General features: G+C 43.9%; 18 protein-coding genes and 1 tRNA gene. 7 read left to right on the top strand and 12 right to left on the bottom strand.

All coding sequences use genetic code 11. From position 1 onward, the window contains the following. Nucleotides 1-1,197 carry a CapA family protein gene (locus QUA77_RS05010; RefSeq protein ID WP_333449450.1) on the bottom strand — a complete coding sequence of 399 codons (1,197 nt, stop codon included), beginning with the start codon at nt 1,195-1,197 and terminating at the stop codon, nt 1-3. 63 nt (nt 1,198-1,260) lie between these two features. Between QUA77_RS05010 and QUA77_RS05005 the strand changes: the two genes are divergently transcribed. Together QUA77_RS05005 and QUA77_RS05000 are read left to right on the top strand one after the other, a co-directional pair. Then, nucleotides 1,261-2,238, top strand: a complete 978-nt coding sequence (locus tag QUA77_RS05005) for a hypothetical protein (RefSeq protein ID WP_333449449.1) — start codon at nt 1,261-1,263, stop codon at nt 2,236-2,238. Nucleotides 2,239-2,317: 79 nt separating this feature from the next. Next, nucleotides 2,318-2,878: a Uma2 family endonuclease gene (locus QUA77_RS05000; protein ID WP_333449448.1), complete on the top strand. Its 561-nt coding sequence runs from the start codon at nt 2,318-2,320 to the stop codon at nt 2,876-2,878. A gap of 116 nt (nt 2,879-2,994) precedes the next feature. Here QUA77_RS05000 and QUA77_RS04995 read toward each other — a convergent pair whose 3' ends face one another. The 3 genes from QUA77_RS04995 to QUA77_RS04985 all read right to left on the bottom strand — a co-directional run bounded on the left by QUA77_RS04995 (nt 2,995) and on the right by QUA77_RS04985 (nt 7,153). After that, nucleotides 2,995-3,390, bottom strand: a complete 396-nt coding sequence (locus QUA77_RS04995) for an SH3 domain-containing protein (protein WP_333074456.1) — start codon at nt 3,388-3,390, stop codon at nt 2,995-2,997. A gap of 81 nt (nt 3,391-3,471) precedes the next feature. Beyond that, the gene (locus QUA77_RS04990; RefSeq protein ID WP_333449447.1) at nt 3,472-5,298 is read right to left on the bottom strand and encodes an N-acetylmuramoyl-L-alanine amidase; all 1,827 of its coding nucleotides are present in this window, start codon (nt 5,296-5,298) and stop codon (nt 3,472-3,474) included. A gap of 169 nt (nt 5,299-5,467) precedes the next feature. After that, a complete protein-coding gene (locus QUA77_RS04985; protein ID WP_333449446.1) occupies nt 5,468-7,153 on the bottom strand; it encodes an NAD-binding protein in 1,686 nt (561 codons plus the stop codon). A gap of 320 nt (nt 7,154-7,473) precedes the next feature. Here QUA77_RS04985 and QUA77_RS04980 point away from each other — a divergent pair, with 320 nt between their 5' ends. Next, nucleotides 7,474-8,130, top strand: coding sequence for a COP23 domain-containing protein (locus tag QUA77_RS04980; protein WP_333449445.1), 657 nt, complete (start codon nt 7,474-7,476; stop codon nt 8,128-8,130). An 89-nt stretch (nt 8,131-8,219) separates the two neighbouring features. Here the strand turns inward: QUA77_RS04980 and QUA77_RS04975 are convergent, their stop codons facing one another. Further along, entirely contained in the window at nt 8,220-12,170 is a 3,951-nt protein-coding gene (locus tag QUA77_RS04975; protein ID WP_333449444.1) for a cobaltochelatase subunit CobN, read from the bottom strand. 213 nt (nt 12,171-12,383) lie between these two features. Between QUA77_RS04975 and cobJ the strand changes: the two genes are divergently transcribed. Further along, nucleotides 12,384-14,138, top strand: a complete 1,755-nt coding sequence (gene cobJ / locus QUA77_RS04970) for a precorrin-3B C(17)-methyltransferase (RefSeq protein WP_333449443.1) — start codon at nt 12,384-12,386, stop codon at nt 14,136-14,138. A 614-nt stretch (nt 14,139-14,752) separates the two neighbouring features. Beyond that, nucleotides 14,753-15,442: a hypothetical protein gene (locus QUA77_RS04965; protein ID WP_333449442.1), complete on the top strand. Its 690-nt coding sequence runs from the start codon at nt 14,753-14,755 to the stop codon at nt 15,440-15,442. Nucleotides 15,443-15,625: 183 nt separating this feature from the next. Here the strand turns inward: QUA77_RS04965 and QUA77_RS04960 are convergent, their stop codons facing one another. Then, a complete protein-coding gene (locus tag QUA77_RS04960) occupies nt 15,626-16,387 on the bottom strand; it encodes a DNA polymerase beta superfamily protein (protein WP_333449441.1) in 762 nt (253 codons plus the stop codon). Nucleotides 16,388-16,432: 45 nt separating this feature from the next. After that, a complete protein-coding gene (locus QUA77_RS04955) occupies nt 16,433-17,383 on the bottom strand; it encodes a DNA polymerase beta superfamily protein (protein ID WP_333449440.1) in 951 nt (316 codons plus the stop codon). A 70-nt stretch (nt 17,384-17,453) separates the two neighbouring features. Between QUA77_RS04955 and QUA77_RS04950 the strand changes: the two genes are divergently transcribed. After that, nucleotides 17,454-17,729, top strand: coding sequence for a hypothetical protein (locus tag QUA77_RS04950; RefSeq protein ID WP_333449439.1), 276 nt, complete (start codon nt 17,454-17,456; stop codon nt 17,727-17,729). Between the two features lie 66 nt (nt 17,730-17,795). Then, nucleotides 17,796-19,565, top strand: a complete 1,770-nt coding sequence (locus QUA77_RS04945) for a hypothetical protein (RefSeq protein WP_333449438.1) — start codon at nt 17,796-17,798, stop codon at nt 19,563-19,565. Nucleotides 19,566-19,631: 66 nt separating this feature from the next. Here QUA77_RS04945 and QUA77_RS04940 read toward each other — a convergent pair whose 3' ends face one another. The 5 genes from QUA77_RS04940 to QUA77_RS04920 all read right to left on the bottom strand — a co-directional run bounded on the left by QUA77_RS04940 (nt 19,632) and on the right by QUA77_RS04920 (nt 23,910). Further along, nucleotides 19,632-19,997, bottom strand: a complete 366-nt coding sequence (locus QUA77_RS04940; protein ID WP_333449437.1) for a hypothetical protein — start codon at nt 19,995-19,997, stop codon at nt 19,632-19,634. A gap of 170 nt (nt 19,998-20,167) precedes the next feature. Beyond that, a complete protein-coding gene (locus QUA77_RS04935; protein WP_333449436.1) occupies nt 20,168-21,826 on the bottom strand; it encodes a DUF262 domain-containing protein in 1,659 nt (552 codons plus the stop codon). A gap of 100 nt (nt 21,827-21,926) precedes the next feature. Continuing rightward, nucleotides 21,927-21,998, bottom strand: a tRNA-Val gene (locus QUA77_RS04930). 125 nt (nt 21,999-22,123) lie between these two features. Then, on the bottom strand, nt 22,124-22,336 hold the full coding sequence (locus QUA77_RS04925) for a DUF2839 domain-containing protein (protein ID WP_333320768.1): 213 nt from the start codon (nt 22,334-22,336) through the stop codon (nt 22,124-22,126). Between the two features lie 65 nt (nt 22,337-22,401). Further along, nucleotides 22,402-23,910 carry a helicase C-terminal domain-containing protein gene (locus tag QUA77_RS04920; protein ID WP_333449435.1) on the bottom strand — a complete coding sequence of 503 codons (1,509 nt, stop codon included), beginning with the start codon at nt 23,908-23,910 and terminating at the stop codon, nt 22,402-22,404. Nucleotides 23,911-23,916: the final 6 nt, after the last annotated feature.

The raw sequence follows: 23,916 nt of genomic DNA, 5'->3' as shown, positions 1-23,916 counted from the left end.
TTACTTGTTATCTTGAGGTTTATTTAAAGAATTAAGGTGATTGTTCATATCCTGCAAATCTCTTTTGAGAGCCGGATACTGGGAAGTTGCTAATAGCGGATCTTTTTTATCGGCAACTGTTTTTGCTAGGGGCAAAACGCGGTAGTTGAATTTGTTGTTCAAGCTGTAGCGGTGTACCCAAGTAGGATGTGTTTTTACCTCTGTAATTTCTGTGGTTTTTTCGGGAAACTTTTTGCGAAGATTTACTTGCAAAATTACGCCTAAGTCTGTATATTTTTTATTCTGACCGGAAATGAAGTTTCCCATAGAATAAATTGCTACAGCTTTGCGAGTTTTGCCATTTTTTCCGGGGAATTTAAAAATTTTGTAAGGTTGGACGACGTGGGGATGGCTGCCGAGAATGATGTCTGCACCAGCTTTTAATAGGTTTTCCACTAATTGTTTTTGTTGGGTGTTTGGCTGTCGCTGATATTCGTTGCCAAAATGCAGGGAAATTGCGATAATATCTGCTCCTTGTTTTCGGGCTTTGGCAATGTCTTTGATTATCTTTTTTTCGTCGATTAGGGAAACTAAGTAATCTTTGCCTTTGGGTATGGGAATGCCGTTGGTGCCGTAGGTGTAGGCTAGCTTGGCTAGTGAAATGTTGTTTTTGGTGCTGATTAAAGTGCGTGAAGCTTCGGCGGCTGATGTGGCTGTTCCTGTTGAGGCAATTTTACGATCGCTCAAATTGGCGATCGTCCTAATTACTCCTTTTTCTCCCCGGTCTAACGCATGATTGTTCGCAGTTGTCAAGATATTGAATCCGGCTTTTTTAGCAGCATCTGCTAATTGAGCAGGTGCGTTAAATAGCGGATATCCCGTATATCCGCCCGCATCTTCGCCCGCTAAAGGTGTTTCGAGATTTCCGATGACCCAATCGCCTGTTGATAGGATACTTTTAACGGGTGCGAAGAAATTGTCAAAATTGTATGTTTTCTTTTTTGCGTCGTAGCCCGATCGCGTTTGGGTACTGTGCATCATGATGTCGCCGACAGCAATTAGTGTTGCTTCTTTGATTTCAGACTTGGGTTTAACGGGAACAGGGGTTGCTATTGGTGATCGACTTTCTGTAGGCTGTGTGTTGGTTTGTGGCGTTTGGATATTGCAGCCTGCGATCGAAAGCATGGCAATTACTGAGAGCAACCGACGAAAATTCATGATTTTTGAGAGTAATTTGTCGGCTAATATGGTATCATAAATAATTTCCTTACGGCTCAAAAAATGAAAAAAAACTATCTAATTCTTGCCTTAATTGTTTTTGTAGCAATTATGGGTTTTGGGGTTGTAACTTACGCTCAAACTTCGGGCGATAGACCTTTTGAATTTGCCTTAATTGGCGATTTGCCCTACAGTGCCGAACAAGAAGCAAAATTTCCGAGTTTGATTGCAGATATCAATCGATCGCCGGCAGCGTTTGTCGTCCACGACGGCGACATTAAAAACGGTTCTAGTGTCTGCGATGATGCAACTTTTGTCAGTCGCAAGCAGTTATTTGATAATTTTGAAAATCCATTTATTCTAGTTTATGGTGACAATGAATGGACGGATTGCCACCGTTCAAATAACGGCAGTTACGATCCAGTAGAAAGACTCGCTAAACTGCGGGAAATTTTCAACCAAGGTAATCAAAGTTTGGGAAAGCGCACCTTAACTCTCACCCGTCAAAGCGAAAACCCGCAGTTTGCTAAATTCCGCGAAAATGTTCGCTGGATTTATCATGGAGTTGTGTTTTTCGCGATTAATATGCCGGGAAGCAACAACAATTTTGGCCGCACTCCCGAAGCAGATGCAGAATATGCCGATCGCAATTGGGCTAACTTAGCCTGGATCGAAGAATGTTTTGCTTTAGCCAAACGCAGCAACAGCAAAGGAATTGTGTTAGTTGCACAGGCAAATCCGGGATTTGAATTCGATCCGACGGACAAAAGAAGAAGTGGCTACAACGATTTTATCGCAACTCTGGAAACAGAAACAGGCAATTTCCCAGGGCAGGTTGTATTCGTCCACGGCGATACTCACTATTTCCGCATCGATAAACCTTTACCCCATTTTACCGATGAGACTCAATTACCGAGAATGAAAAATTTTACTAGAGTTGAAACTTTTGGTTCTCCAAACGTGCATTGGTTGCGGGCTTTTTATGACCCAGAAAATCCTAATTTGTTTGAATTTAAACAGCAGATTGTCCTGCAAAATTAGGCAACACAGCACATTTTTAATGCAAGATAAATATTTTTTTCGCTTACACGGAAGATAGGTAGAATTGAGGAATTTATTTATGACAATCGCAACTGGGCGTCTCACCCTGGAAGAATTTCTGAAACGGCCAGAAACTAAACCTGCCAGCGAATACATTGAGGGGGAGATTATCCAAAAACCTATGCCGAAAACAAAGCACAGCCGATTGCGATTAAAAGCGTGCAATGAAATTAATCAGGTGACGGAAACTCCAAAGATAGCTTATGCTTTTCCAGAGTTGCGGTGTACGTTTGGCGGTCGATCGATTGTTCCAGATATTGCGGTACTATTGTGGGAACAGATTCAATTTGATGACAGTGGCGAACCAGTAGATGATGTGCTAATTGCACCGTATTGGGCGCTCGAAATCCTGTCGCCACAGCAAAGCTCAAATCGCGTAACTAGAAAAATTATTCACTGTCTGCAACATAATTGTCAGTTGGGGTGGCTAATCGATCCAGACGATAGATCGATTTTAGCGTTTTTGCCCAACCAACAACCGCAATTCTGCGAAGGTAGCGATGTCCTTCCTGTGCCCGAAATGATTCCTCTGAATATCACCGCTGAACAGGTGTTTAGCTGGTTGAGAATGCAACAATGAATCAGGGCGATAGTCTTTTTTGTACTACTTTTAAAAATTTCCCGGTATGGTTTGTAGTGAGGACTTTAGTTTTCATCTCAACTAAGGACTGAAATCCTTACTACACCCTAAATCCCCTATTGCCGCCACCTGTCAAATTGGTCTTCGGAACAGCCATTAATAAATTGATTGCTCACCCAACCGTCAAGGATTGTCAAAGTTTCATTAGGAGGATTACCCGAAAATCGGGCCGCAATTTTCACCCAATTACCTTGTCTGCTGACAGCCCTAACTCCGTCTCCTCTTTTCAATTTAGCAACAACCGCGTACTTAGTGCCTGGGCCTTTGCGAATGTTAACAGCACCACCTTCACCTGTAATAAACGAGCAATGAGTTTGCTTTTTTAAAGCTTCTGCTTTTGCGGGAGAAAGATTTTGCTGCTTGCCGAAAACAGGAAAGCTGTAAAGTGAGAAGCTAAGACTTGCAACTACGGCTGCAATAAAAAAAGCTTTTGATTGAGTAAAAATTAGCATTATTTCATTTCCTTGGATTGACCGAACTGAAGTCCTGACTATGATTTTTTGGAGAAAGACTTCAGTTCTTACTACTAACTGTTATTTGACCGAGGCAAACCATTCGGTAACACCTTGGGCGATCGCCTCAGCTAATTTCTTTTGTTCTGTCGGATTCACAATCCATTCAAACTCTTCGGGATTGATCAAAAATCCCAATTCCATTAAAACAGATGGAGTAACTGCAGGACGAGTCATGGCTAAGTTGTTCCAGAATACACCATAGCTCGGACGGTTTAACTTGGCAACTAAATAATTGTGCAAAAATATTGCCAAACTGTGCGCTTGCGGGTGAAACCAGAAAGCGCCGACGCCTTTAGTCTTAATGGCATCTCCGTTATCCGGCAAAGCATTGTAGTGAATTGAAATTGCGATCGCAGGTTCTTCTTTTTGAATCATTTCCACCCTCGGTGGCAAATCCAAATCGACATCTTCTACCCGCGTCATTACCACATTCGCGCCCCGATTTAGCAATTCCTGTTGCACCAATTTAGACACTGTTAAAGCTACTGTTTTTTCTCTAATCCCCACTGGACTCACCGCACCTCCATCCTCCGGCCCGCCGTGTCCCGGATCGATGAGAATCTTAATTCCCGATAAGGGCTTTGCTTGCGAATTCGGCATCATGCTTGTATTCACAGGCGGGTGTTTTAAAGACAACACTAAAGTTGTGCCATCGTATCTCAACTTGTAACCCCACTGCTGGGCAGATTTGAGATTAAAAGTGTATTGTACTTGCAGTGGCGAGATTTGTTGCCATTCCAAACGTGAAATTACGGGGTCATCAGAGACGCGAATAATGTCAGTTTGAGCGGTGGTATTGTACAGCGTTAAAGTAAAAGTGCCTTCTCCTTCCTGCACAGTGACTGGGACGGGTATTTCTAAGGGGAATAACACCTCTGTCCAGCCGGACACTTGACGCGAACTGGCGCTGCGAATAATCGATCGCGGAGGCACTGAATCCTGGACAATTCGCACTTCCGAGGCTTTAATCCAAGCACCGTAATCGAGTCTGAGCCATTCTCCCTCGCGCCCGATAATTGTTGCTCGCGTTCCCTTTGGCAGCGGTGTCATCCGAGAAAAATCTGTACTTGCCCCGGTTCTGGCAACACCAGGATCTGCTGTTACTTCGGCTATTTCTAAGTCAGCCGGAGAAAGAATAGAAATCTTGCCAGTACCTTGTTGGCTGATAGTTTGATTATTCATTGTTAGCTCAAATACAGGCACTCCTAATTCAACTTTTTCAGCCTTGGGTAGGGAAGAGTTAGACTCATTGCTCCCTGTTGCCAAGGGTGGGGTGGGGGGAGTTTTAGCACAGCCTTGATACTGTTGGCTGCTGCCTTTTTTGATGGGGGAATTTGCGTCTAACAGTACAGATGCGTTGTCGGGTAATTCGACTTGCGATCGCGCTTTTAAAGGAATAGTAACGCCCGCCAATTTTACCGAAACTTGAGCATTCGCAGGTGCGATCGCCCCAAAGCAAATATATTCCCCCGGCAAACTCGCCACATCGACTTTCGGCGTCAGGGAATCTTTGGCAAAAGCCAATCCTACAGGGACTTCCGGCTGATTCGACTCGCGCGTCACCTTAATTTTGACTTCCTGATTTTCGTAACGCAAGGTAAAGAGATTTTCGCCGAGTTGCAGCGGAAAAGTCGGGGCGAAATGCCCAGATGCGGTGCGTGAAATTTGGTTGCCATTTACCAACACTTGTCCCGGTGCGGGCGCTGTACCGATTAAAAAAATGCGATCGGCTGTAGTTTTGTGGTTGGCTGGAGGATAAGAGACGAACAAAGGTTGAGCCGCCACAGCTACAGAGGCGATCGCCACGATCATCCCAAACACACATAATGCTAAAAATTTTCTCATTCTAAACCGCAACTAATTGAGACTCTGTTGGTTATTTATACTAGAACTTGGCCTAAGAAACCGGATTTCTGAGGATTAGCCGTAAGTCCTATTTACTATACAGGGCCCATTTTATCAGGTTTGTAGTTGCAATTGAGCGATCGGCAAAATAAATTCCCGCATCAAACCATTAAGTTTTAATTAATTCCGAGGTCGTTCTCCACAGTTGCTCCAACCGATTCGCCGGCATCGTCAAATACAAAACATCCCCCGTACTCAAACAACAATTCAGTAAATCCCAGCCGTGGAGAGTTTGACACTTAGTTTCCACATAAAGAGGTACAAAATCCGCCGACTTAGCAGCATCTTGAATACGGTGGTCACAGAAAGGATGATTTGGCGTAATCAATGTGGCCAAGCAAACCCAGAGACTATCAGCAGTCATGCCGTTGCCCAAAATTCGGCCTCCAATCGCCGCCGCTGCGAAAGCAGGAGCCGCCAATTCCGTCGGGTTCAAAACTCCTTCAAACTCAAAAACTTGCTGCACCATCAAAGCAAAATGTGGGTCTTGATTGCGAACAATAACTGATAGTTTTGGTGCCAATCCTTTAGCGCTCAATGCAATTTCGACATTAGACATATCGCTGCTAGTTACCGCCAAAAGTGCTGACGCTTGCTTAACATTAGCAGCTTCCAAAGTTGCAGGTAAACTGGCACTTCCCTGAATGACCGGAATTTTCATTGAGCGAGCCGTGTTCAGAAACCGGCAGTTTGTATCTTGCTCGATCGCCACAATATCGTAACCGTTAGTGTGCAGTTCTTTAGCAATTTGGATGCCAATTCCTCCGAGCCCGCAAATAATGTAATGATTGCGCTGCGGCACTCGCGCCACATCCCAATATTCGGTAAAGCGAGTTCCCAATACATAATCGTTGAGCAGTGCGTAGCAGATGCCGATGATGCCAGCTCCAACTAACATCATGATAACTGTAAATAGTTTAATGCTTTCAGGAGCTTGTTCCGCCACTTTTTCATGGCCTCCGGCTCCGGTAATCATCCCTACTGAGAAATAGAGAGAATCGACAATTGAGATATTATCGTCAACACAAATATAGGTAGCAGTAGCAACGGCAATCATTGACAGCAGCGTCAGTACAACAATTACTGCTGCTTGGCTGTGCTGCTGAAATCGGCGCAGGTTAGTTAATGTTTTGAGCAGTTTTTGAGTGAAAGTTTTTTGGGGGCTGTGGAGAGTCGGCTGAGTGGCAACAATTAGCCGATCGCCCTGCTGACACTGCCGATCGGCAAGCACCGCCGATACTAAATCAGTTTTGTTAGCAGCGGGCAGATAATAAATCAACATTCGCGATCGATCGTCCCACAAATCGCTCAGTTTTCGATTTTTCCAAGGATGTGTTTCATCGATATATTCTTCGTGAATCGGCCAAGTGCGATCGAACAAACGCAACTGTCCGATCGCCTGACTTCCGAGAGCCGCAAAGGCAAAAACCGGAGCCGCCAACGATGAAACGCTCATGGAAGTGTGATCCGGCAAAGTGTGGTCAATCCTGTCGCCCAAGCTAGTATTGAACAATCTGTTGATGATGCGAATCTGAGGATTGAGAATCCTCGCCTGCATCAAAACTGCCAAATTTACAGCATCATCGTCTGCTGCAATTACTAAAGTGTGAGCGTTTTGAATGCCAGCAGCCAACAAGGTAGAAGCTGCTTGCAAATTGCCGACAACCACATCAGAAGTTTCGCCTCGAATTGGGCGATCGCTAATACCGATCGCGATCGCTCCTTGCTGTCTCAACAAACAAAAAATCTTGTGTCCCGTGTGCCCCAACCCGCAAACAATGATTCGAGGTTTCATAAAAAGTTATTTGCCAGCCAATTTCGGAGCTGTCCTTTGTAATTTTACTTACCATTGTTGACTGTCCTGGCTTTGCAGAATGTAGCTAAAAACACTATCTAGGATACTTGTGCCACAGTCTCGAAGTGTTGGAAACAAAGCAAAAGCTGTGCCGTGTTTGTAAAGCCGCGTTCCCCAGTGTTGAAATAAACACACCATACTGCCATGTACCTACAGACATGAGGTGCAACTAACCTGATTTAATATTTGAAAAATATCCGGGTGCGACAGCCAACCAGCGGAATTTGAAGAGGTAGGGACACAGCCCTGTCCCTACAACTATGACTTCTTACATAAATTTAGCTGCCTTAGTGGCAGGAGTTATTATGAAATTCACTGCACCCTTATTAGCATCCGCTTTAGTTTTCGCCGGTACTGTCGCCTTCGCAAGCCAAGTGCAAGCAGCTCCAACGAGCAACTGGAATAACACTAGAACAACATTTCAGTGCGTTACTTCCGGCCGCAATTTTGTCACAATTGCGCGGCGAGGAAATGTCACAACAGATCCGATGATTCTGTGGAAATCTACCGAGTTCGGCCGCGAATATACACCTTGGCAGCGCTGTCAAATTGTTTCCAATAGATTGACCAAAGCTGTTGCCCAGAATGGCGGAAGATTGAGCAACTTGCAGTTAACAACAGGAATTGTTAATAACTTGCCCGTAGTTTGTTACGTAAACGGACAGGGGCGCTGCAACTCTCAAAATCTGCTGTTCACCCTAGACAAGCGAAATGCTAAAAATCCCGGTGATGCTTTAACGAGATTGATTAATTTTGCCCAAGACGGCAGCGGGCCAGTTACAACGTTCAGAACCGGAGCTCAATCGGCGGCACCGCAGTTTGTTCCCTTTGGAGATATGGTCGATCGAGCTTTTAACTCTCCCAATAAGAAACCCTCAGTTCCTGTAGCAAAACCGCAGGGCGATCGGGGTATTTAATAGCCGCGACTCTAACTTGCACCTGAAAAAATTGGAAACTATTGTGGGGTGGGCTTCTAGCCCGCCCCTAAATATTTAGACTAAAAAAACTACACTGTCACCCCTTCAATCTTCTCATCAGTCAATTCGTACAACTCGCGCAACTGCTGCAACTTATCCGCATCCGGCAGCCAGAAACCCCGCCCGTTAGCCTCCAACATTCGCCCTACAATATTGCGAAAAGCTTCAGGATTAGCCTCCCGCAACTTCCGCGCCATTTCCTCATCCAAAGCATAAGTATCAGCCGCTTGATCGTAAACCCAACTATCAGTAAAATCAGCCGTTCCGCCCCAACCAATTAACGCCGTCATGCGCTGCGAAATTTCATAAGCGCCGCCAGAACCTTGATTTGCCATCGCGTTAGCCCACTTAGGATTTAGCAACTTAGTTCGATATTCCAAGCGCAGCAAATCTTCTAAATTGCGCGGAGTGGTATCCTGAGAAAAACTTTCTACAAAACTCGTGTTAACCTTTTTGCCGCGCTGCTTTTCTGCGGCTTTCTTCAAACCGCCAGTATTCGCATAATACTCTTGAATATCAGTCAAACCGTATTCCACAGAATCAATTTCTTGAATTATGCGATCGCACCCTTGCAACAACTGAGTCAAAACCTCCGGCCTCGCTTCCCCCTTATCCTTTCTCCCGTAACTAAAAACATTGCGACTTTCCCAAGTTTTCCCCAACTGATCCCCCGATTCCCAACTACCATCCACAACCCTATCGTTAACCAAAGAACCAAAATCCCCAGCCGGATTAGAAAACAACCTGGCGGAATAATTCTGCACACCTTTTGCCTGCAAAATTAAAGCGTGTTTGCGAATAAAATTCTGCGATTCCGGTTCATCAGCATCCGCCGCCCGCACGAACAAATCATCCAACAATTCAATAATATTCACAAAGCTATCACGGAAAATCCCCGAAAGATTTCCCAACACATCAATCCGGGGATGACCGACATCAGCTAACGGTTTTAATTCATAGCGAACAATCCGTCCAGTACCTTCTTTAAGAGGTTCAGCACCCACCAATTCTAGCAAAATTCCAATAGATTCGCCCCGCGTTTTAATCGCATCCAAACCCCACAACATCACCGCCACAGTCTCAGGATAATTCCCATGTTCCTCAAAGTGCTTCTCAAGAATTTTCCGAGCAATTTCGCGCCCCCTTTCATAAGCTGCCGGAGAAGGCATCCGATAAGGGTCTAAAGCGTGAATATTCCTGCCAGTTGGCAACACCCCAGCCCCATCCCGCAACAAATCGCCACCCGGTGCAGGCAGAATATATTCCCCATTCAAACCCCGCAAAAGATTAGTCAACTCATCCGTCGTTTGCAACAACAAATCCCGCACCAACAAACCCTCCTCAAAAACCCCATCAAACCCCTCTTTATCTTCCTCTCTGCGCCCTCTGCGCCTCTGCGGTTCATTTTCTTCAAAAACCAGCTTTTGCACCTGTTCCTGTGATAACCTCTCCCCAAAATAAGCCTCAAGATAAGAGGTCATTGCCTCAGAATTAGGCGGTTCCCCGAGAACGTGCAAACCAGAAGAAAACAAGCGACATTCCACCACCTGCAAATACTCGTAAAGCTTCACCAGATAGCGGTTAAAAGCATCAGCACTGAACATTCCCACATTCTCAAAACTAAAAGCAATACCCAACTTGCGAGCCTCATCAAACGGACAATCAGCCTCCAAACCGCTATCTAAAATTTTCTTACAAATAGCCTCTTTCAGCACATAATTTTTAGCCGTATCTTCCCGATATTCCGCAATCAAATCCCGCAAAGCCATCAATTCCTTGTACAAGCCAGCGCGGCCGTAGGGTGGCACGTTGTGAGAAATCAAAACACCGTAACCGCGCCGTTTAGCTAACATCGATTCCGAGGGATTGTTGGCAGCATAGATATAAAGATTCGGCAAACTTCCCAACAAAATATCCGGCCAAGAATAGCCAGTATTTCCCAGAGGAGAACCGGGCAACCATTCAACAGTGCCGTGCATTCCGAAGTGAACCACAGCATCAGCTTGCAAATCATTTTGTAGCCACTTGTAAAAAGCAGCGTATTGAGGGTGAGGCGTCAAATCGCGATCGAACATTAAGCGCATCGGATCGCCAGAAATTCCCAGCGGTGGCTGCAAACCTATCCAAACATTCCCCAGTTGAATACCACCGATTTGGAACTCGTCGCCCTCTGTCTTAATCCCAGTACCAGTCAGAGATTTCCACTGTTTTTCAATACGACTTGTTGACAAATACCCCAGCCACTTCTCCAGAGTTTTAACATTAACAGTATTGCCAAACCCTCCCCTCCCATCTGCGTTCATCCGCGTTAATCCGCCCCCATCTGCGGTTGCAGCATCATCCGCCTCTTTCACCCTGCGAATTAACTCCTCCCCGTCAGCCGGAATTTCTCCAACTGTATAACCTGCTGCTTGAAGTTTGTGCAGGAAATTTAGCAGCGATTTCGGTACATTTAATAAAGCAGCCGTACCCGCCGCCCCGTAACCGGGAGGAAACCCGTAGAGAATAATCGCAATTTTCCTTTCAGATGGCGGAGTTTGCCGCAGTTTCACCCAATTTTTAATTCTACTTGTCAGGCGTTTCGCGCGATCGGGCACCAGATAAATATCCTCACCCACCAAACCGCCCAGGGGAACAGGATCGATCGCGCCATCCAACTCAGGCAAAGCATACAATACCACACTTTGCAAACCCCCAATCCCCTGACGAGTCCAAGAATGGATATCCTGAATCAGCAGAGGTGCGGACACAAAATAAGGTACATTTTTAGCAGTTAAAATGCGCTTAGCAACTTCCACCTGCCTTCCACCCTCCATCGAACCAGCAGGCCCGCCAACCAAAGGAAAGCCAATAGTAGAAACAATCGCATCAACTTCCACAGCATCTTTAGAAAGCGAAAAAGTTTCAATATTGCCTTGTTTTCGCCGCCCAGTTTCATCAGCATTCGTCATCCAATCCCGCACCGCCACATGGCCTTCAACGCCATTGATAAAAATCGGCAAAGGCACAATTTCCGCATCTTCAAAATAGCGGATTAATTGAGGAATATAAGGCTGCTTTGTGATAACGTGCTTGCGGTAAAGCAAGATGCCCACAACAGGAGATTTTACTGGATATGAATTTTGCAAGCAATTGGTTCCAAATTTTGTGGAACGGGCATCTTGCCCGTTAGAAACCTGGTCTGAATTTTCCGACCAATTCGTCTCAAATTTTGTGGAACGGGCATCTTGCCCGTTATAACCCTTTCTATCAAGATGTCTAGCCTCTTTTCTGGAACGGGCATCTTGCCCGCCCCTCGCACTTTGATTACCGAGATACCAATCCAAATATTGCCTAGGCGATTCAAAATAACCATTATAATCGGGATGCAATAAACCCATATTGGGAGTTTCCACAGGCGGCGGAATTTCTGCAACCTTCAGCCCCAAATACTTTTCGGCAATAATCCAAAACATCGAGACAACATTATCCGCCCCGCCCGCATTCCAGTAACCATAAATAATCAGCCAGTTACGCAAATCCTGCACTTTTTGCACCGGCACATACTTTAATAACTTCGGCCCAACCTTCAAAAAGCTGATGTAACCAGCCAGCTTATCTTCTTCTCGCCCATTGCTGAACTTATCCAGAATAAACTTAACAGGCTTCGGCATTCCCTTCGGTTTGTCGCCAATTTTAAAAGCGCCGATTTGAGTAAGACTCATCAATTCCAAAGCCGACTCAAAAATCAGGCGAATCGGAATATTCTGCACCCTTTCCCGCAGCCACATTACCGCATCGTAATCAAACAGCAAACTCCCGAAAAACACATCAGCATTCGAGAGGGCAGCCGCTACAGCGTCGGGTTCGTCTACGAGGGCGCGATCGCTAAAAACCCGTACTTCCAATCCCTGGCAGCCAGAAACAGCCGACTCGGCAGCTTTGCGGTACAAATCAGCATTAAAAGATTCAAACCCTGCAATTAAGACAATGCGTTTCACAGCCCTACCTCGAAATATTTGCTTCTTTTAATGATAGACTAATTGCAGAAAATCACAGGCAAGATGCCTGTGCCACTAATAAAACAGAAAAACTACTTGCTTCACTTCTTACTTTTTCTTCGCGCCTTCGCGATTAGTCGTCAAATATTTATTCGTAAAGTAACAAAAAATTAAAATAATTAAACCACTCCAAACACACACATAATTAAAACCGTGAATCGAATTCCTCCCGCAATAGTTATATTAGGTCAAAACAGCCTGCAGATCGCCAAAAAAATCTCCGCACATTTCCCCGGTTCCCAGATTTACGGTTTAATCGATCGCACGGACGACACAGACATCAACTTTAGCAACTTCGGCGAAACATTGCGGGAATTGTTTGCAACAGAAACCCCAATCATCAGCATCTGCGCCGCCGGAATAATCATCCGCACCCTCGCCCCGCTGCTGTCAGACAAACGCGCCGAACCGCCAGTTTTAGCCGTCGCAGAAGACGGAAGCGCCGTCGTACCGCTGCTGGGCGGTTTGCACGGCGTTAATGATTTGGCCAGAGAGATTGCAGCAGCCCTCGGCGTACAACCTGCAATTACCACCACCGGAGATATTCGGTTTCGCACCGCGCTGCTGAGTCCTCCCCAAGGCTATTATTTAGCGAATCCAGAGAACGCGAAGACTTTTATTTCAAATTTGCTCGCCGGGGCAAAAGTACGCCTAGAAGGGGCTGCAAGCTGGGTTTCCGAGAGCAATTTGCCGATCGCCCCCGACGCCCAATTAACTATCCGCGTCACTGAAAAAGCAATTGCGCCGACGCCAGATTGTTTGGTTTACCATCCGCAAATTGCAGCAGTTGCACTCGCGAATCTATCGAATGTTCAGCCAGAAATAGCCCTGTTTTGCGTGCAGGAATTACTGGCAAAAACAAATTTGGCAGCAGCTTCTGTTGCTGGATTTTTTGCATTAAAACATGAGATGGGCAATCCGGCACTTGAAGCAGTTTCACAATATTTTAAAGTCCCCGTCCGCTTTTTCAATCTCTCCGAACTTGTCGAATTAGACTCAATTGAATTCATCGAAAATAAGGCTGCACAAATTGCCCTGACAGCAGCAGGTGCAAACAGTCAGTTAATCGAATGCGATCGCACTTTATCCCTGAATTGCGCGATCGCCCTGGCCGCCCAACCCTTAAATGCTAGCGGGATCGGCATTAGCCGCGGCAAACTGGCGATCGTCGGTACCGGCCCCGGAGGCGCGCAGTGGATGTCCCCGGAAGTTAAAGAAATACTGCGCGAAGCCACAGATTGGGTGGGTTACAAATTCTATCTCGACTTAGCCGGAACCCTGCGCGAAGGACAAAAGCGGCACGATTCCGACAACCGCGAAGAGATCGATCGCGCCCGTTTTGCCCTAGATTTAGCAGCCTCCGGCAAATCTGTCGCCGTCGTTTCGTCGGGAGATCCGGGTATTTTTGCGATGGCTGCAGCGGTGTTTGAGGCGATCGACTTTGACGCCAAACCCGAATGGCAAGGCATCGATATTCGGGTCGCACCGGGCATTTCAGCCATGCAGGCGGCCGCGGCTGCGATCGGAGCACCCCTCGGACACGATTTTTGCGTGATTTCGCTTTCGGATATTCTCAAGCCTTGGGAGGTCATTGAACAGCGGATTGCGGCGGCTGCTGCTGCCGATTTAGTTATGGCATTTTACAATCCCATCTCGAAACAGCGGATTTGGCAACTCGGAAAAGCGATCGAGATTTTGTTGCAAAGTCGCGATGCTAAAACCCCCGTCATATTGGGGCGCAACCTCGGCCGCCCAGGCCAATCTGTGCGGGTTTGCACCCTCGGCGAATTCCAGCCGCAAGACGCCGACATGAGAACTTTAGTTATTGTCGGTTCGAGTCAAACTCGGATTATTCCCCGCAAATATGGAGATGTTTGGGTTTATACGCCGCGCAGGTACGACAAATAAGTAAAGCAGCAAAAACTTAGGAAATCAGCAATTGACTGAAAGCTAATTGACTTTGACAAGGAGATTTTTTGATCTCGCTGGGGGAAGTCTAGGTTAACTAATGGCGGCGAATCACTCGATCGCGATCCACCTGTTATTTCATCTTATGGTTTTCACACTCGATTGAGATGCGATCACCTTTGATTACAGAAATCCTCGGTAATGAGGGAGCTCGGCTTCAGGAAGCCGAGTTTTTCTCGCAGACATTGAGCGAATTTAGAACTAGACTCAACCCTAGTAAGGGTTTCAGCTTGATTTTTAGAGATATCTAATTTACATCTCAGGAAATAAAAATTTTTTATATAGCAGAATAAAATTAAGGGCGATCGAGGTCTGCTACATTATTTAATTTTAAGATAATCTTATCGCTAAAAAAAATTAGCTTCACGAAAATGAGTCTTTTAGGTCTGTACAGATACAGAATTAAGATGCTTTATGATAAAATAGCTTTAACAAAAGGTTAAGGAAGCGGTTAAAAAAACATGAAATTCCAAATTCCTCTAGCTCCTGGAGCTGTAACCCAATTTTTGCTTCGAGTGGTGGGCTGTCTCGTTGTACTATCTTTCTTGACTCGGATGAGTCTGTACTTCTTGCCGGATTACCCGTCTAGAGACTTCTTGGCAATGGCATTCAACGTTGATGGCGAGGTGAACGTTCCAGCTATATACTCATCTTTGGCATTGCTGTTTAGTTCTGTGTTGCTGGGTGCGATCGCCCATGTGAAAAATTTGGATAGCGATCGCTACAAGCATCACTGGAAAATTTTATCATTCATATTTTTAGCTCTATCTGTAGACGAACTGGGTCAATTGCACGAACATTTGATTGGCCTGCGAGGCGTGCTAAATGCAACAGGGTTTCTTTACTTTACTTGGATTGTGCCGTTTGCTGTTCTAGTAGCGATATTTCTCTTATCCTACAGTAAGTTTGTGTTCCACCTTCCTGTTTCCACAAAAAAATTATTTTTTGCAGCCTGCGCTCTTTATATTGGAGGAGCAATGGGGATGGAAATGCCAGGGGGATACATAGCTTCTACAATGGGACAGGAGAATGTAGCTTACGTGATAGTAACGACCCTTGAAGAGTTTTTAGAAATGCTGGGCATCGTTGTATTTATCCACGCATTGATTTCATATATCAAAACATATGTAGGCGGGGTAAGTTGGAATATTTACATACCCGGAAAAAACCCACAAGTTACCGAGGATCAAAATATCGACCTACCTGCTCTTCCGCAACCAGCCAACACAAATCTATTACAGTGAATCACTAAAAACCGGGTTTATGGACGACGCAAATACTGCATTATGGGTTTTGATTAAGAGAAAAAACCCGGTTTATTTTTTACTAATGCGTCTTTGACTGGATGTTCTGTGAGCTTCGGCGCACAAAACGACTAATATATAGGCTGCTTGCTGCACCAAAAGACTAATTCGACGTGGAACAGCTTAGTTCACAGATGACATCCTTACCTTTACCAGAAAATCGCTAAGAGCAACCTTTGCATTAGGATTTGAGGGCAAATGACTTCTAAAACTTGCATCTTCTAATATATTGATTAGCCGATCGCGCTCTTGCTGATAAAATTCTATATCTGTATCTTCTAGCACTGATTTTTCCTCCCCAGCCAGCTTGCGATCGATCAAATCAGGAATATACGACAACTGGAACTTCTCGTTAAGCTTCACCAAATTCGCCTCGACTTCCCCCGTTTGCATCAAGTGAATCCCAGCTAGCAACACCCGGTAAACATACAGCAGCGGCTTAACCCGACGCGGGCGTTCTTTCTCAAACAGTTTCCATTGAGTTTTAGCAAAACCGAGATAGTGGTGGCTGTGGTGCTTGGTAATGCAGTTCGAGACGAGCTCCTTTAATTTCTCGTGTTCCTTTGTACTGTAAACTATCAGCGGCGAATACAGTTGTTCCAAGACGTAGCCGTTGCGCTTCAACAGCATCTCAAAAAATTTCTTAATGTCGTGAGTTACTAAATCAAGTTGCATTCCATCCCGAACTTCCGAAACTTCGATTGTTTCTTCTGCTGAAATCAGCCCAATTACTTGCGGTAGCGGTAAGATGTGTACTCCCCGCAAGTCGAAGTCAGAATCGGCGGAAGGAAAGCCGTATAAGTGCGAACCGCTGACAGTCGCAAACAGTAGCGGATAAGGTTGAACAGAGATAATTTGGGCGAGATTCGAGATGTATTCTGTCATATATTCCAGTCCATGCAGGCGGGCTTTATTTCACAAGAAGCGATTTCAAGATCCGATTTCGATCGCACCTCTACGAGATTTAATCAAAAACAGATTCGCTTTCTCGTAATTAGGACGTTCTGGCAACTTAGTTGCAGCAAAAGCGCGATCGAACTCTGCGTGCAAACTCAACCGCCAGCGATTCACCTCATCCCAGGATATTTCTTGGTTGCGGATAGATAAAAGTTGCGATCGATAATCCTGCACGCGAACGGGTACAAACCCCTCCTTGAGGACAGTAATTCCTGACAGCAGCAAGCGAATTAAGTGCATCGCGTGCTTCCAACGAATTTCCCCGGTATTGCGGAGGTCTTGCTCCATTTTTTTAAATTGAGACAAAACGTAGCTATTGTAAGTTTGATAAACCAATTGAGAAAGAAAGATTTCCCTAATTTCCAGCAATTCTTGTGCGACAGGAGAAACCGTTTCTACCAAAGGCGTGTACAAACATTCTAGCACATTTGGATTAGCTTTTAGTGCCAAAACTAGAAACTTTTGCAGTTCCCAATAGCATTCCTGATTTTCCTTGTTTTCCAATTGTTCTGGAATGCCGTAAAGCGACCAATGAAGGATTGCGGGCGGCAGGTAAATCCCGCGTCTGTCTGTATCGGATTGCTCGTTATCAAGACCATACGCTCTCGAACCAACAATGCAGCGGTAAATTACAGAATCATAGAGATTGTATTCTGCAAGAAAATCTCCTCCTGACTGCAATCCTTCGCTCTGAAACTGCTTGCGGATGCTGAGTTCGTGCCGCCGCAGACTAACTTCTGTTCCGTCTGGGAGTTTGACTAAATATGCGTGGGAATTGTCCGTAGGCGATTGAACGATGACGCCTACTAATCCCGGTTTCCAAGATTGGTCACTGGCGGGGTTTTTAACCTCAATTCTGGTGACAATTTGGGTTCCTGCGGGTAGGATTAAGTTGAAATTTTGAGGAATATTGGCATTTGCCATGAGGAAACCTCCTGCGGGGGCACGAGCTACAATATTTAGTGTAGCATAAATGTAGTATAAAAGGGGAGTTTTGGGCGATCGGGGATTTGGCCTTGTTGAAAATTGTCTAATTATCAAGGAGGAACACCGCCAGCGGCTTAAGGAAAAGGTGTTGGAAATTGTCGAGACTCACCCGACAATTGCGGCAATTCGCAATAGGGAAGGGGTGACGGACTTGCAAGTGGTGGCGTTAGAGCGTACACTGAGGCAGGAGTTGGGTGGCGGAAACGCCCAGTTGTCGGAGTCGAATATTCGCAAGGCGTTTAATTTGAGCGGTGGTTTACCGAGGAACAGGTCAACGAGTTGATTGAGTTTACTGAACAATTGACGGCTTAGTTAGCATAACAAATAAATCGTAAAAGGAGAGAAATAAATGAAATTTTTAGCAAGACCTGATGAATGGGAGCCATCTCATACTATATTAAGTAAGTATTTAGTAACACGATTGTATCAACTGGTGGATATTTATGAAGTTATCAGTTACCGTTATCCCATAACAAATGGAATTATTCTTCTTGAAGAATTGTATGATACTGCAACCGCTTGCCTAAAACGGCCCAAAACTAAAGATAGATTAAAATCGTTGTTAAAAGAATCTCTAGATGACAATATCCAAACTTCAATAATTAACGATCCTGTGGTTGAAAAATATTTTAAAAATATAAAAAATGAGTTACGTCCCTTGTCAAACAAGGATTTGGATGAAAATGACATAAAAAAACTGCAATTAACCTCGTTGACTTACATTGCTACATTAAATAAAAAATACGCAGAATTTATTTTTTTTGAATTAAAAGCGATAAATTTATCAAGTAATCATTTTGATATTGAATCTAAAAGAATTGATAGGCTTTTGAAAACTTTAGTAGCATTTGCTTTACATAGCGATCACTCTATTATTCAATTAAAAATTTCTTTTAAAGGATTAATAAAGGATAGCCCCGATAGACTGGTTGAGCAGTTATCTAAAATTTTTTCCTTCGATCAAAACAGAGACTATCAGTTTTCTATAAGCAACAACAATCTCGGATCTGACTTAAAGAAACAGTTAGGTGTTCAAGACGATCAAGCATCGGAAACTTATAATTTTAGTGCTTCAGGAAAAGATGCTTATTCTGCTTTTAGGAATAAAGTAACAACTGCTTTGAGAAAATTGGGCGTAAAAAACTCTAGTATAAATATAAATAATGATGAAATATGGGAAAATGTAAGTTTCTTGAATGAAAGCACTAGGCAACAGACATCGTTAAGCTTTAGAAATGATAGCGATCCAATTATTCCCTTAGCGCGTATCAATACTTTAGAACAATCATTGGAAAAAAACAAGAAAAAGCTCCAAGATTTTGACTACAAAACTTTAGAAAAAATAGAAGAATCTTTGTATTTATATAATCTTGCACTAAGCGTTCCAACCATAGAAAACTCTTATATATTGTTGTGGACTTCCCTGGAATCTCTAATGGGGCTGAGAACAAATGAACCAGATATTGTGACGATCAAAAAAAATGTCTCCAGTACGCTGGCATTAGGAGCAATAGGCAGACGTGTAAATGCTACAATTCAGCGTATGAGAAGTACATCTAAGGCTAATGGCTGGAAGAAAATATACTCCCCTAGTGATGACCATAGTGCAAACGAATTTGATGCCATCGGGTTATGCCATTGGAGTTCTTGGATTACAGATCAAAATATTAAAAACTCACCTGACGATCCATATCATGATATGGAAAGCGAGCCATTGTTATGCAAGCAATATCTTGATATAAACCAAAATTGGAAAAAGTTGCAAGATTTACACAGCTTTATAACTCTTTCTCAGAAAAATTTAGAGTACCAACTAGATCGTTTGTATCAAACGAGAAATAGAATCGTGCATTCAGGACGTTTTGGGCGCTCAGGAAATTATCTATGGATTCATCTTGAATGGTACGTTGCAAAATTACTTGCTGTATCAATTTTAATCCTAGATAATCTTTATTTTGACTTGGACTTAGATGCTAATCCAAGAGACATAGTATTTGGATGTCTCCGAGGACAGTATCAATCAAGCATTGATTATCTTGAACGCCATAAAGATAAAATAATAAATTTTGATCATCTATTATCTAGCGGAATTACTAGGTTTCCTGTTCTTTGCTTTTAAAAAATGCTCACTGACCCTGAACTCCGATCGCCGCAGATACTAAAATATTAGTATCTATAACAACTCTCATTCTCCACTCCGATAAGCTGCAATTTTTGGGGCAATTTCTTCATGAGTTAAAGGATAATCGGCGTGTAAAGCCTGGGTTTCTTCACATAAGTTGTTAAAATCTTCAGCTAAAGCTTGTCGGTGCGGATCGGGCTGATAACTATTCTTAACTTCCCGGCTGATTTTAATTTTTTCTGCGAGTAACTCTTGTGCAGGTTTTCCTGAAAGAATCGTTACTACTTGCCGAGGTGGATTAAGATGCTGTTTTTCTGACAAAGCTTTTAAAGCATCAGTAATTACCTGATCGGGGGTGGTATATTTCCCTGTCTCTAACTGTTGTTGCAGTAAATTTTCTTGTTCTGAATTCAGAATTATTTGGATCATAACTTTGCCTCTATGCCTCTATAGGGATTGGTATAAAAATGGTAAAAACAAAGAGAGTATCAGGCATTAAACAAGAATAAAATTGGTGGCAGTTTCAAGAAGGAGGAGATACCTCGCATTGCCATTTCTGTCCATTGGCTGGATACAGGGAAGGTGATAATATAATCTCACTATTCGACAAATTTAAATTCACTCATAAAACTAAAAAGTGATGCTATTTCTGTTACATTCTGCACATTTTCGGTTCGGCCACCACTAACATCAATATATAATTTTTTAGAATTTGAATTTTCGAGACCAAGTGGCTTAAACTTCTTTAGTTCTCTATTTGATTGATCACTCAACTCCATATGAGTTCCAACAAAGCTTAAAGAAGCTAATCGACTGATTGAGTATTCATCTTCTTTAATTCTATCCACTATAAAATCTATAATGATCTCAATAGCCTCTAATATATTATCAGATTCATAGAGCGAACCATTCAGATAAAATTTTGTAGGCGAATTCACTGTAGTTCTTTTTCTTGGCTGTATTTCTTTCTGGGTAAGGGATGGAGAAGAACATCTATGGTAAAGCATCCCATCTACAATATCTGCTTCATCAATTGTTTCAATTCTTTTATCTGAAAAATTACATATTGGATTAGAGTTAAACAGTTGTCGCTTCAGCTTTAGCTTTTCATAATATAAGTGCGAATTTTCGATAACTTGACTCAGCTTATTTTTCCAAATTCCTATACGTTCATTTAGTGTTGAATCAGTCCTCTGTGAAACTGCATCTATAAAATTACGGTCATAAGAACATATATCAAGAAATGCTTCATAGATAATGTCAGTTTTGTTCTGTATATCGGTTATTCTATAATCAACAAAACCTTGCATTTGAACATCGAAAATAGCTTGATTAAGAAGTGGAGAAAACTGAGCTTTATCTGTTTTAACGCTAAAGTTTCTAAACTGTTTCTCGTTGAAGGTGATTTTAACCATTCGTAAGACTTTCTCAAATAAAGATTCAAGCTCCTCGTTGGCTCTTAAATTTACTTGGGGCAACAAGTTTTTATCCGCATTAGGTTTTCTTCGCCTCATATAATTATTAAGCGTTTCACCTCTCGCTTCAGGATATTGCTTTGATTCTGGCTTGTAAAGTTCATAAAAAGCAAAAAATCTTAGAATTAGTTCAACATCAAGCATCCTGTTTGGATCTGGCTTGCCTTCTCTTACTGGCTTGAACTTAGGAAAAGGTGATAATAATTCTCTGTATAAGATAGAATGACTACAATGATTTAAAAAATCATTGAATTCACCATGAAACATACAATTTCTTAATTCTTGTGAATTAAGAGAAACTGAGCCTTGATTAAGTCGTCCAAAAACTTCAAATTGTATTTCAGGCTGTGTCCCACTTTCAATAACAATTGTATTGATTTGACGCTCTAAAAAAAGGCTGCTGATTTTCGGTGGTAGAGACGTATAAGTAAATTGGTTTAGGTCGGGTAACGTTATAAGATTTGTTAACTTCAAAGTTCCGTTACTAAAATGCGCCAAAGTGGTTAGTCGTTGAACTCCATCAATTACTTCACACAATCTTTCATCTTTTTCTTCATCAAACTTTTCAAGTAAAAATATAGATGGAATTGGCACATCCATAAAAACCGATTCAATAAAACGACATTGCTTAGGGATATCCCAAACAAAAGTTCGTTGGTAGGATGGTACAACAATTTTTCCGCTCTGAAAGTCCTTAATCAAGTCTTTGACTGAGCGAGTTATAGATTTTTGCAAAACTCTGGCTTTTTGTAAGCTTTCAACAAAGTCATTTCCAATAGCCATTATTATTTCTTGGGGTAATGGATGCTGTAAAAACTATAGAAAAGCGGCGCAACCTTAAATCTGAGCTGTGAAAAATGTTGGTTAGTTTGAGTGAAAAATATGGGCAATACTGGATTTGAACCAGTGACCCCTTCCGTGTGAAGGAAGTGCGCTACCACTGTGCTAATTGCCCGCAGATAATTAAGATACCATACCGAGTCCAAATTTGCAACTAAAATTTTACTAAAAATTCAGCCGCTTGTTTCCGAGTTAAACTCGACACAATGCCAAGAATAAAGGCATTTGTCGAGTCTGGCATCAGTTAACCTCCCACCAACCCGCCGAGGGGCCGACAAACCGCACTACAATCCACCAAGCAACCAAAAGACTAATCCCGATCCAGCTTCCGCGACTTGTCCACTTGACAAAATCTTCGCTTTGGGTTTTCGTGATTGGCAGCCAGGGAACGATGCGTTCTTCTTTACCGTATTCGTCGCCGATCGACTCTTTGCGACGCTTAGCTTCACCCATAATCTTTGTCTACTAAATTAGATTTCAACTGGATACCTAACCAAATTATAAGTCAACAGGTCATCTCAAGCCTGGGTCAGCCAAGTCGTATCCAAATAATCAATCCTCGCAAAAGGACTCAGCGCCGCTAAAACCTGCTGTCCATAACTGCGGTGAATCACCCTGCTGTCGAAAATCGCCACCACCCCTTGACGTTCTCGCACCGGCGCGATCGCCCGCTGCAATTCATTCAACGCGGCCGGCAGCAAATACAACCGAAACCAATCCTTGCGCCGTTCCTTATAATAAGCCACACGCGCCGTCACCAAAGGATTTTCCAAAGAAGGTAGCGGCAAAGTTGCGATCGCCAGCAAGTGAGGCGCCCTCAATTCCCCCTGATGTTCCCGCCAAAACTCCCACCCCGTCACCAAAATCGCATTCTCGCCCACATCTGTTTTTTCTACCTGCACCCGAGAACCGAACTCAGAAGCCAAAATCGCCGCCAGCCTTGCCTTCAGCGGTACATCACCAACAATCAGCACCGTTAAACCGGCCACCGACGCGCTCATCAACAGCAAAGTCCGAATTTCTTCAATTAAAACTCCCTGAAATTCCGGCGTATTTGGCAGCGGCAGCCAGTTGGGAATGTACAGTTGAATTAATTCATTTTGTCGATCGGGCGAAAACTTAACGCTCGTCAATTCTGGAAGCCCCAGCATTTCCCGGAAGATCGGAGCCTTCGGTTCCACATCCACCGCCCCCCCAATCAACACCACGGGCTGATCGTCCCAAATTTTGCTCAAAACCTCAGCCACCTGCACCGGCGCGCAGAACAGAGAAAATGACCCAGCCTCCCGATTAATTTCCGCCCACCGCAGTTTTCCGTTTGCTTCCCACCGCTGCCAAAAATTGCTCCAAGCAGCCGGAATTAGGGGGTTTGGCTCGATCCTTTCAAACAGCCCCTGCAAAATATTTTGCTCTGCAGTTTCCAGCAAATAGCACTCCTCTGGTTTCGCCGGATGCTTAAAGAAAGCCCGCGTTAGCATTACCCGCCCTTGGAGGATTGCATCGGCTTCCAAAGGCTGAGATTGCATTAAATCATTCCAATCAGCCGGTTGCAAACACGCTGTCAATTGCTGGCGAGTCCAAACTTCCAAGTCATCCACACCGTCAATAATTGTCGGAATATTCCTGTGTAGTTCCGAATTCCCCGCCAAGCGAGCCGCGAGCCAAGACTCTGGATCGGCTAGCATCAATCCTTGCCCAGTGGCCCGATCCGAATAAGTCTCGATCGACCCATCTGTTTGCAGCCACTCTTGCAAACGCGGAATTTCCACAGCTCTCAAATGCTCAATCAGCGGTGTCGGCGCCACTAAAATTACAGGCTCTGGCCACATCAAAATCGGCATCAAATAGCTGACTCGATACCGCTGTCGGTAAGCTCCAGCAGGAAGCCCCGTTTGGATCAGAGCGCTGCGCCCCAAGCGCAAAGCCCGCGCCACGAGCCGCGCCATCGTTAAATGGTGAGGCCAGTGCGGCTCGGAGTGCGATCGCAGGAAGCGGAGCAACGAGTTGTGGACTTCTACCTCAATCAATCGGTT

The organism is Microcoleus sp. K5-D4, assembly GCF_036704575.1.
Classification (GTDB): domain Bacteria; phylum Cyanobacteriota; class Cyanobacteriia; order Cyanobacteriales; family Microcoleaceae; genus Microcoleus.
This window is presented reverse-complemented; position numbering and strand designations above follow the sequence as displayed.

Excerpts from the sequence above, each read along its gene's own strand:
- QUA77_RS04980 (WP_333449445.1), top strand. The coding sequence starts at position 7,474 with ATGACTTCTTACATAAATTTAGCTGCCTTAGTGGCAGGAGTTATTATG.
- QUA77_RS05005 (WP_333449449.1), top strand. The coding sequence starts at position 1,261 with ATGAAAAAAAACTATCTAATTCTTGCCTTAATTGTTTTTGTAGCAATT.
- QUA77_RS04990 (WP_333449447.1), bottom strand. The coding sequence starts at position 5,298 with ATGAGAAAATTTTTAGCATTATGTGTGTTTGGGATGATCGTGGCGATC.
- QUA77_RS04955 (WP_333449440.1), bottom strand. The coding sequence starts at position 17,383 with ATGGCAAATGCCAATATTCCTCAAAATTTCAACTTAATCCTACCCGCA.
- QUA77_RS04985 (WP_333449446.1), bottom strand. The coding sequence starts at position 7,153 with ATGAAACCTCGAATCATTGTTTGCGGGTTGGGGCACACGGGACACAAG.
- QUA77_RS05000 (WP_333449448.1), top strand. The coding sequence starts at position 2,318 with ATGACAATCGCAACTGGGCGTCTCACCCTGGAAGAATTTCTGAAACGG.
- QUA77_RS04935 (WP_333449436.1), bottom strand. The coding sequence starts at position 21,826 with ATGGCTATTGGAAATGACTTTGTTGAAAGCTTACAAAAAGCCAGAGTT.
- QUA77_RS04945 (WP_333449438.1), top strand. The coding sequence starts at position 17,796 with ATGAAATTTTTAGCAAGACCTGATGAATGGGAGCCATCTCATACTATA.
- QUA77_RS04960 (WP_333449441.1), bottom strand. The coding sequence starts at position 16,387 with ATGACAGAATACATCTCGAATCTCGCCCAAATTATCTCTGTTCAACCT.
- QUA77_RS05010 (WP_333449450.1), bottom strand. The coding sequence starts at position 1,197 with ATGAATTTTCGTCGGTTGCTCTCAGTAATTGCCATGCTTTCGATCGCA.
- QUA77_RS04995 (WP_333074456.1), bottom strand. The coding sequence starts at position 3,390 with ATGCTAATTTTTACTCAATCAAAAGCTTTTTTTATTGCAGCCGTAGTT.
- QUA77_RS04965 (WP_333449442.1), top strand. The coding sequence starts at position 14,753 with ATGAGTCTGTACTTCTTGCCGGATTACCCGTCTAGAGACTTCTTGGCA.
- QUA77_RS04925 (WP_333320768.1), bottom strand. The coding sequence starts at position 22,336 with ATGGGTGAAGCTAAGCGTCGCAAAGAGTCGATCGGCGACGAATACGGT.
- QUA77_RS04940 (WP_333449437.1), bottom strand. The coding sequence starts at position 19,997 with ATGATCCAAATAATTCTGAATTCAGAACAAGAAAATTTACTGCAACAA.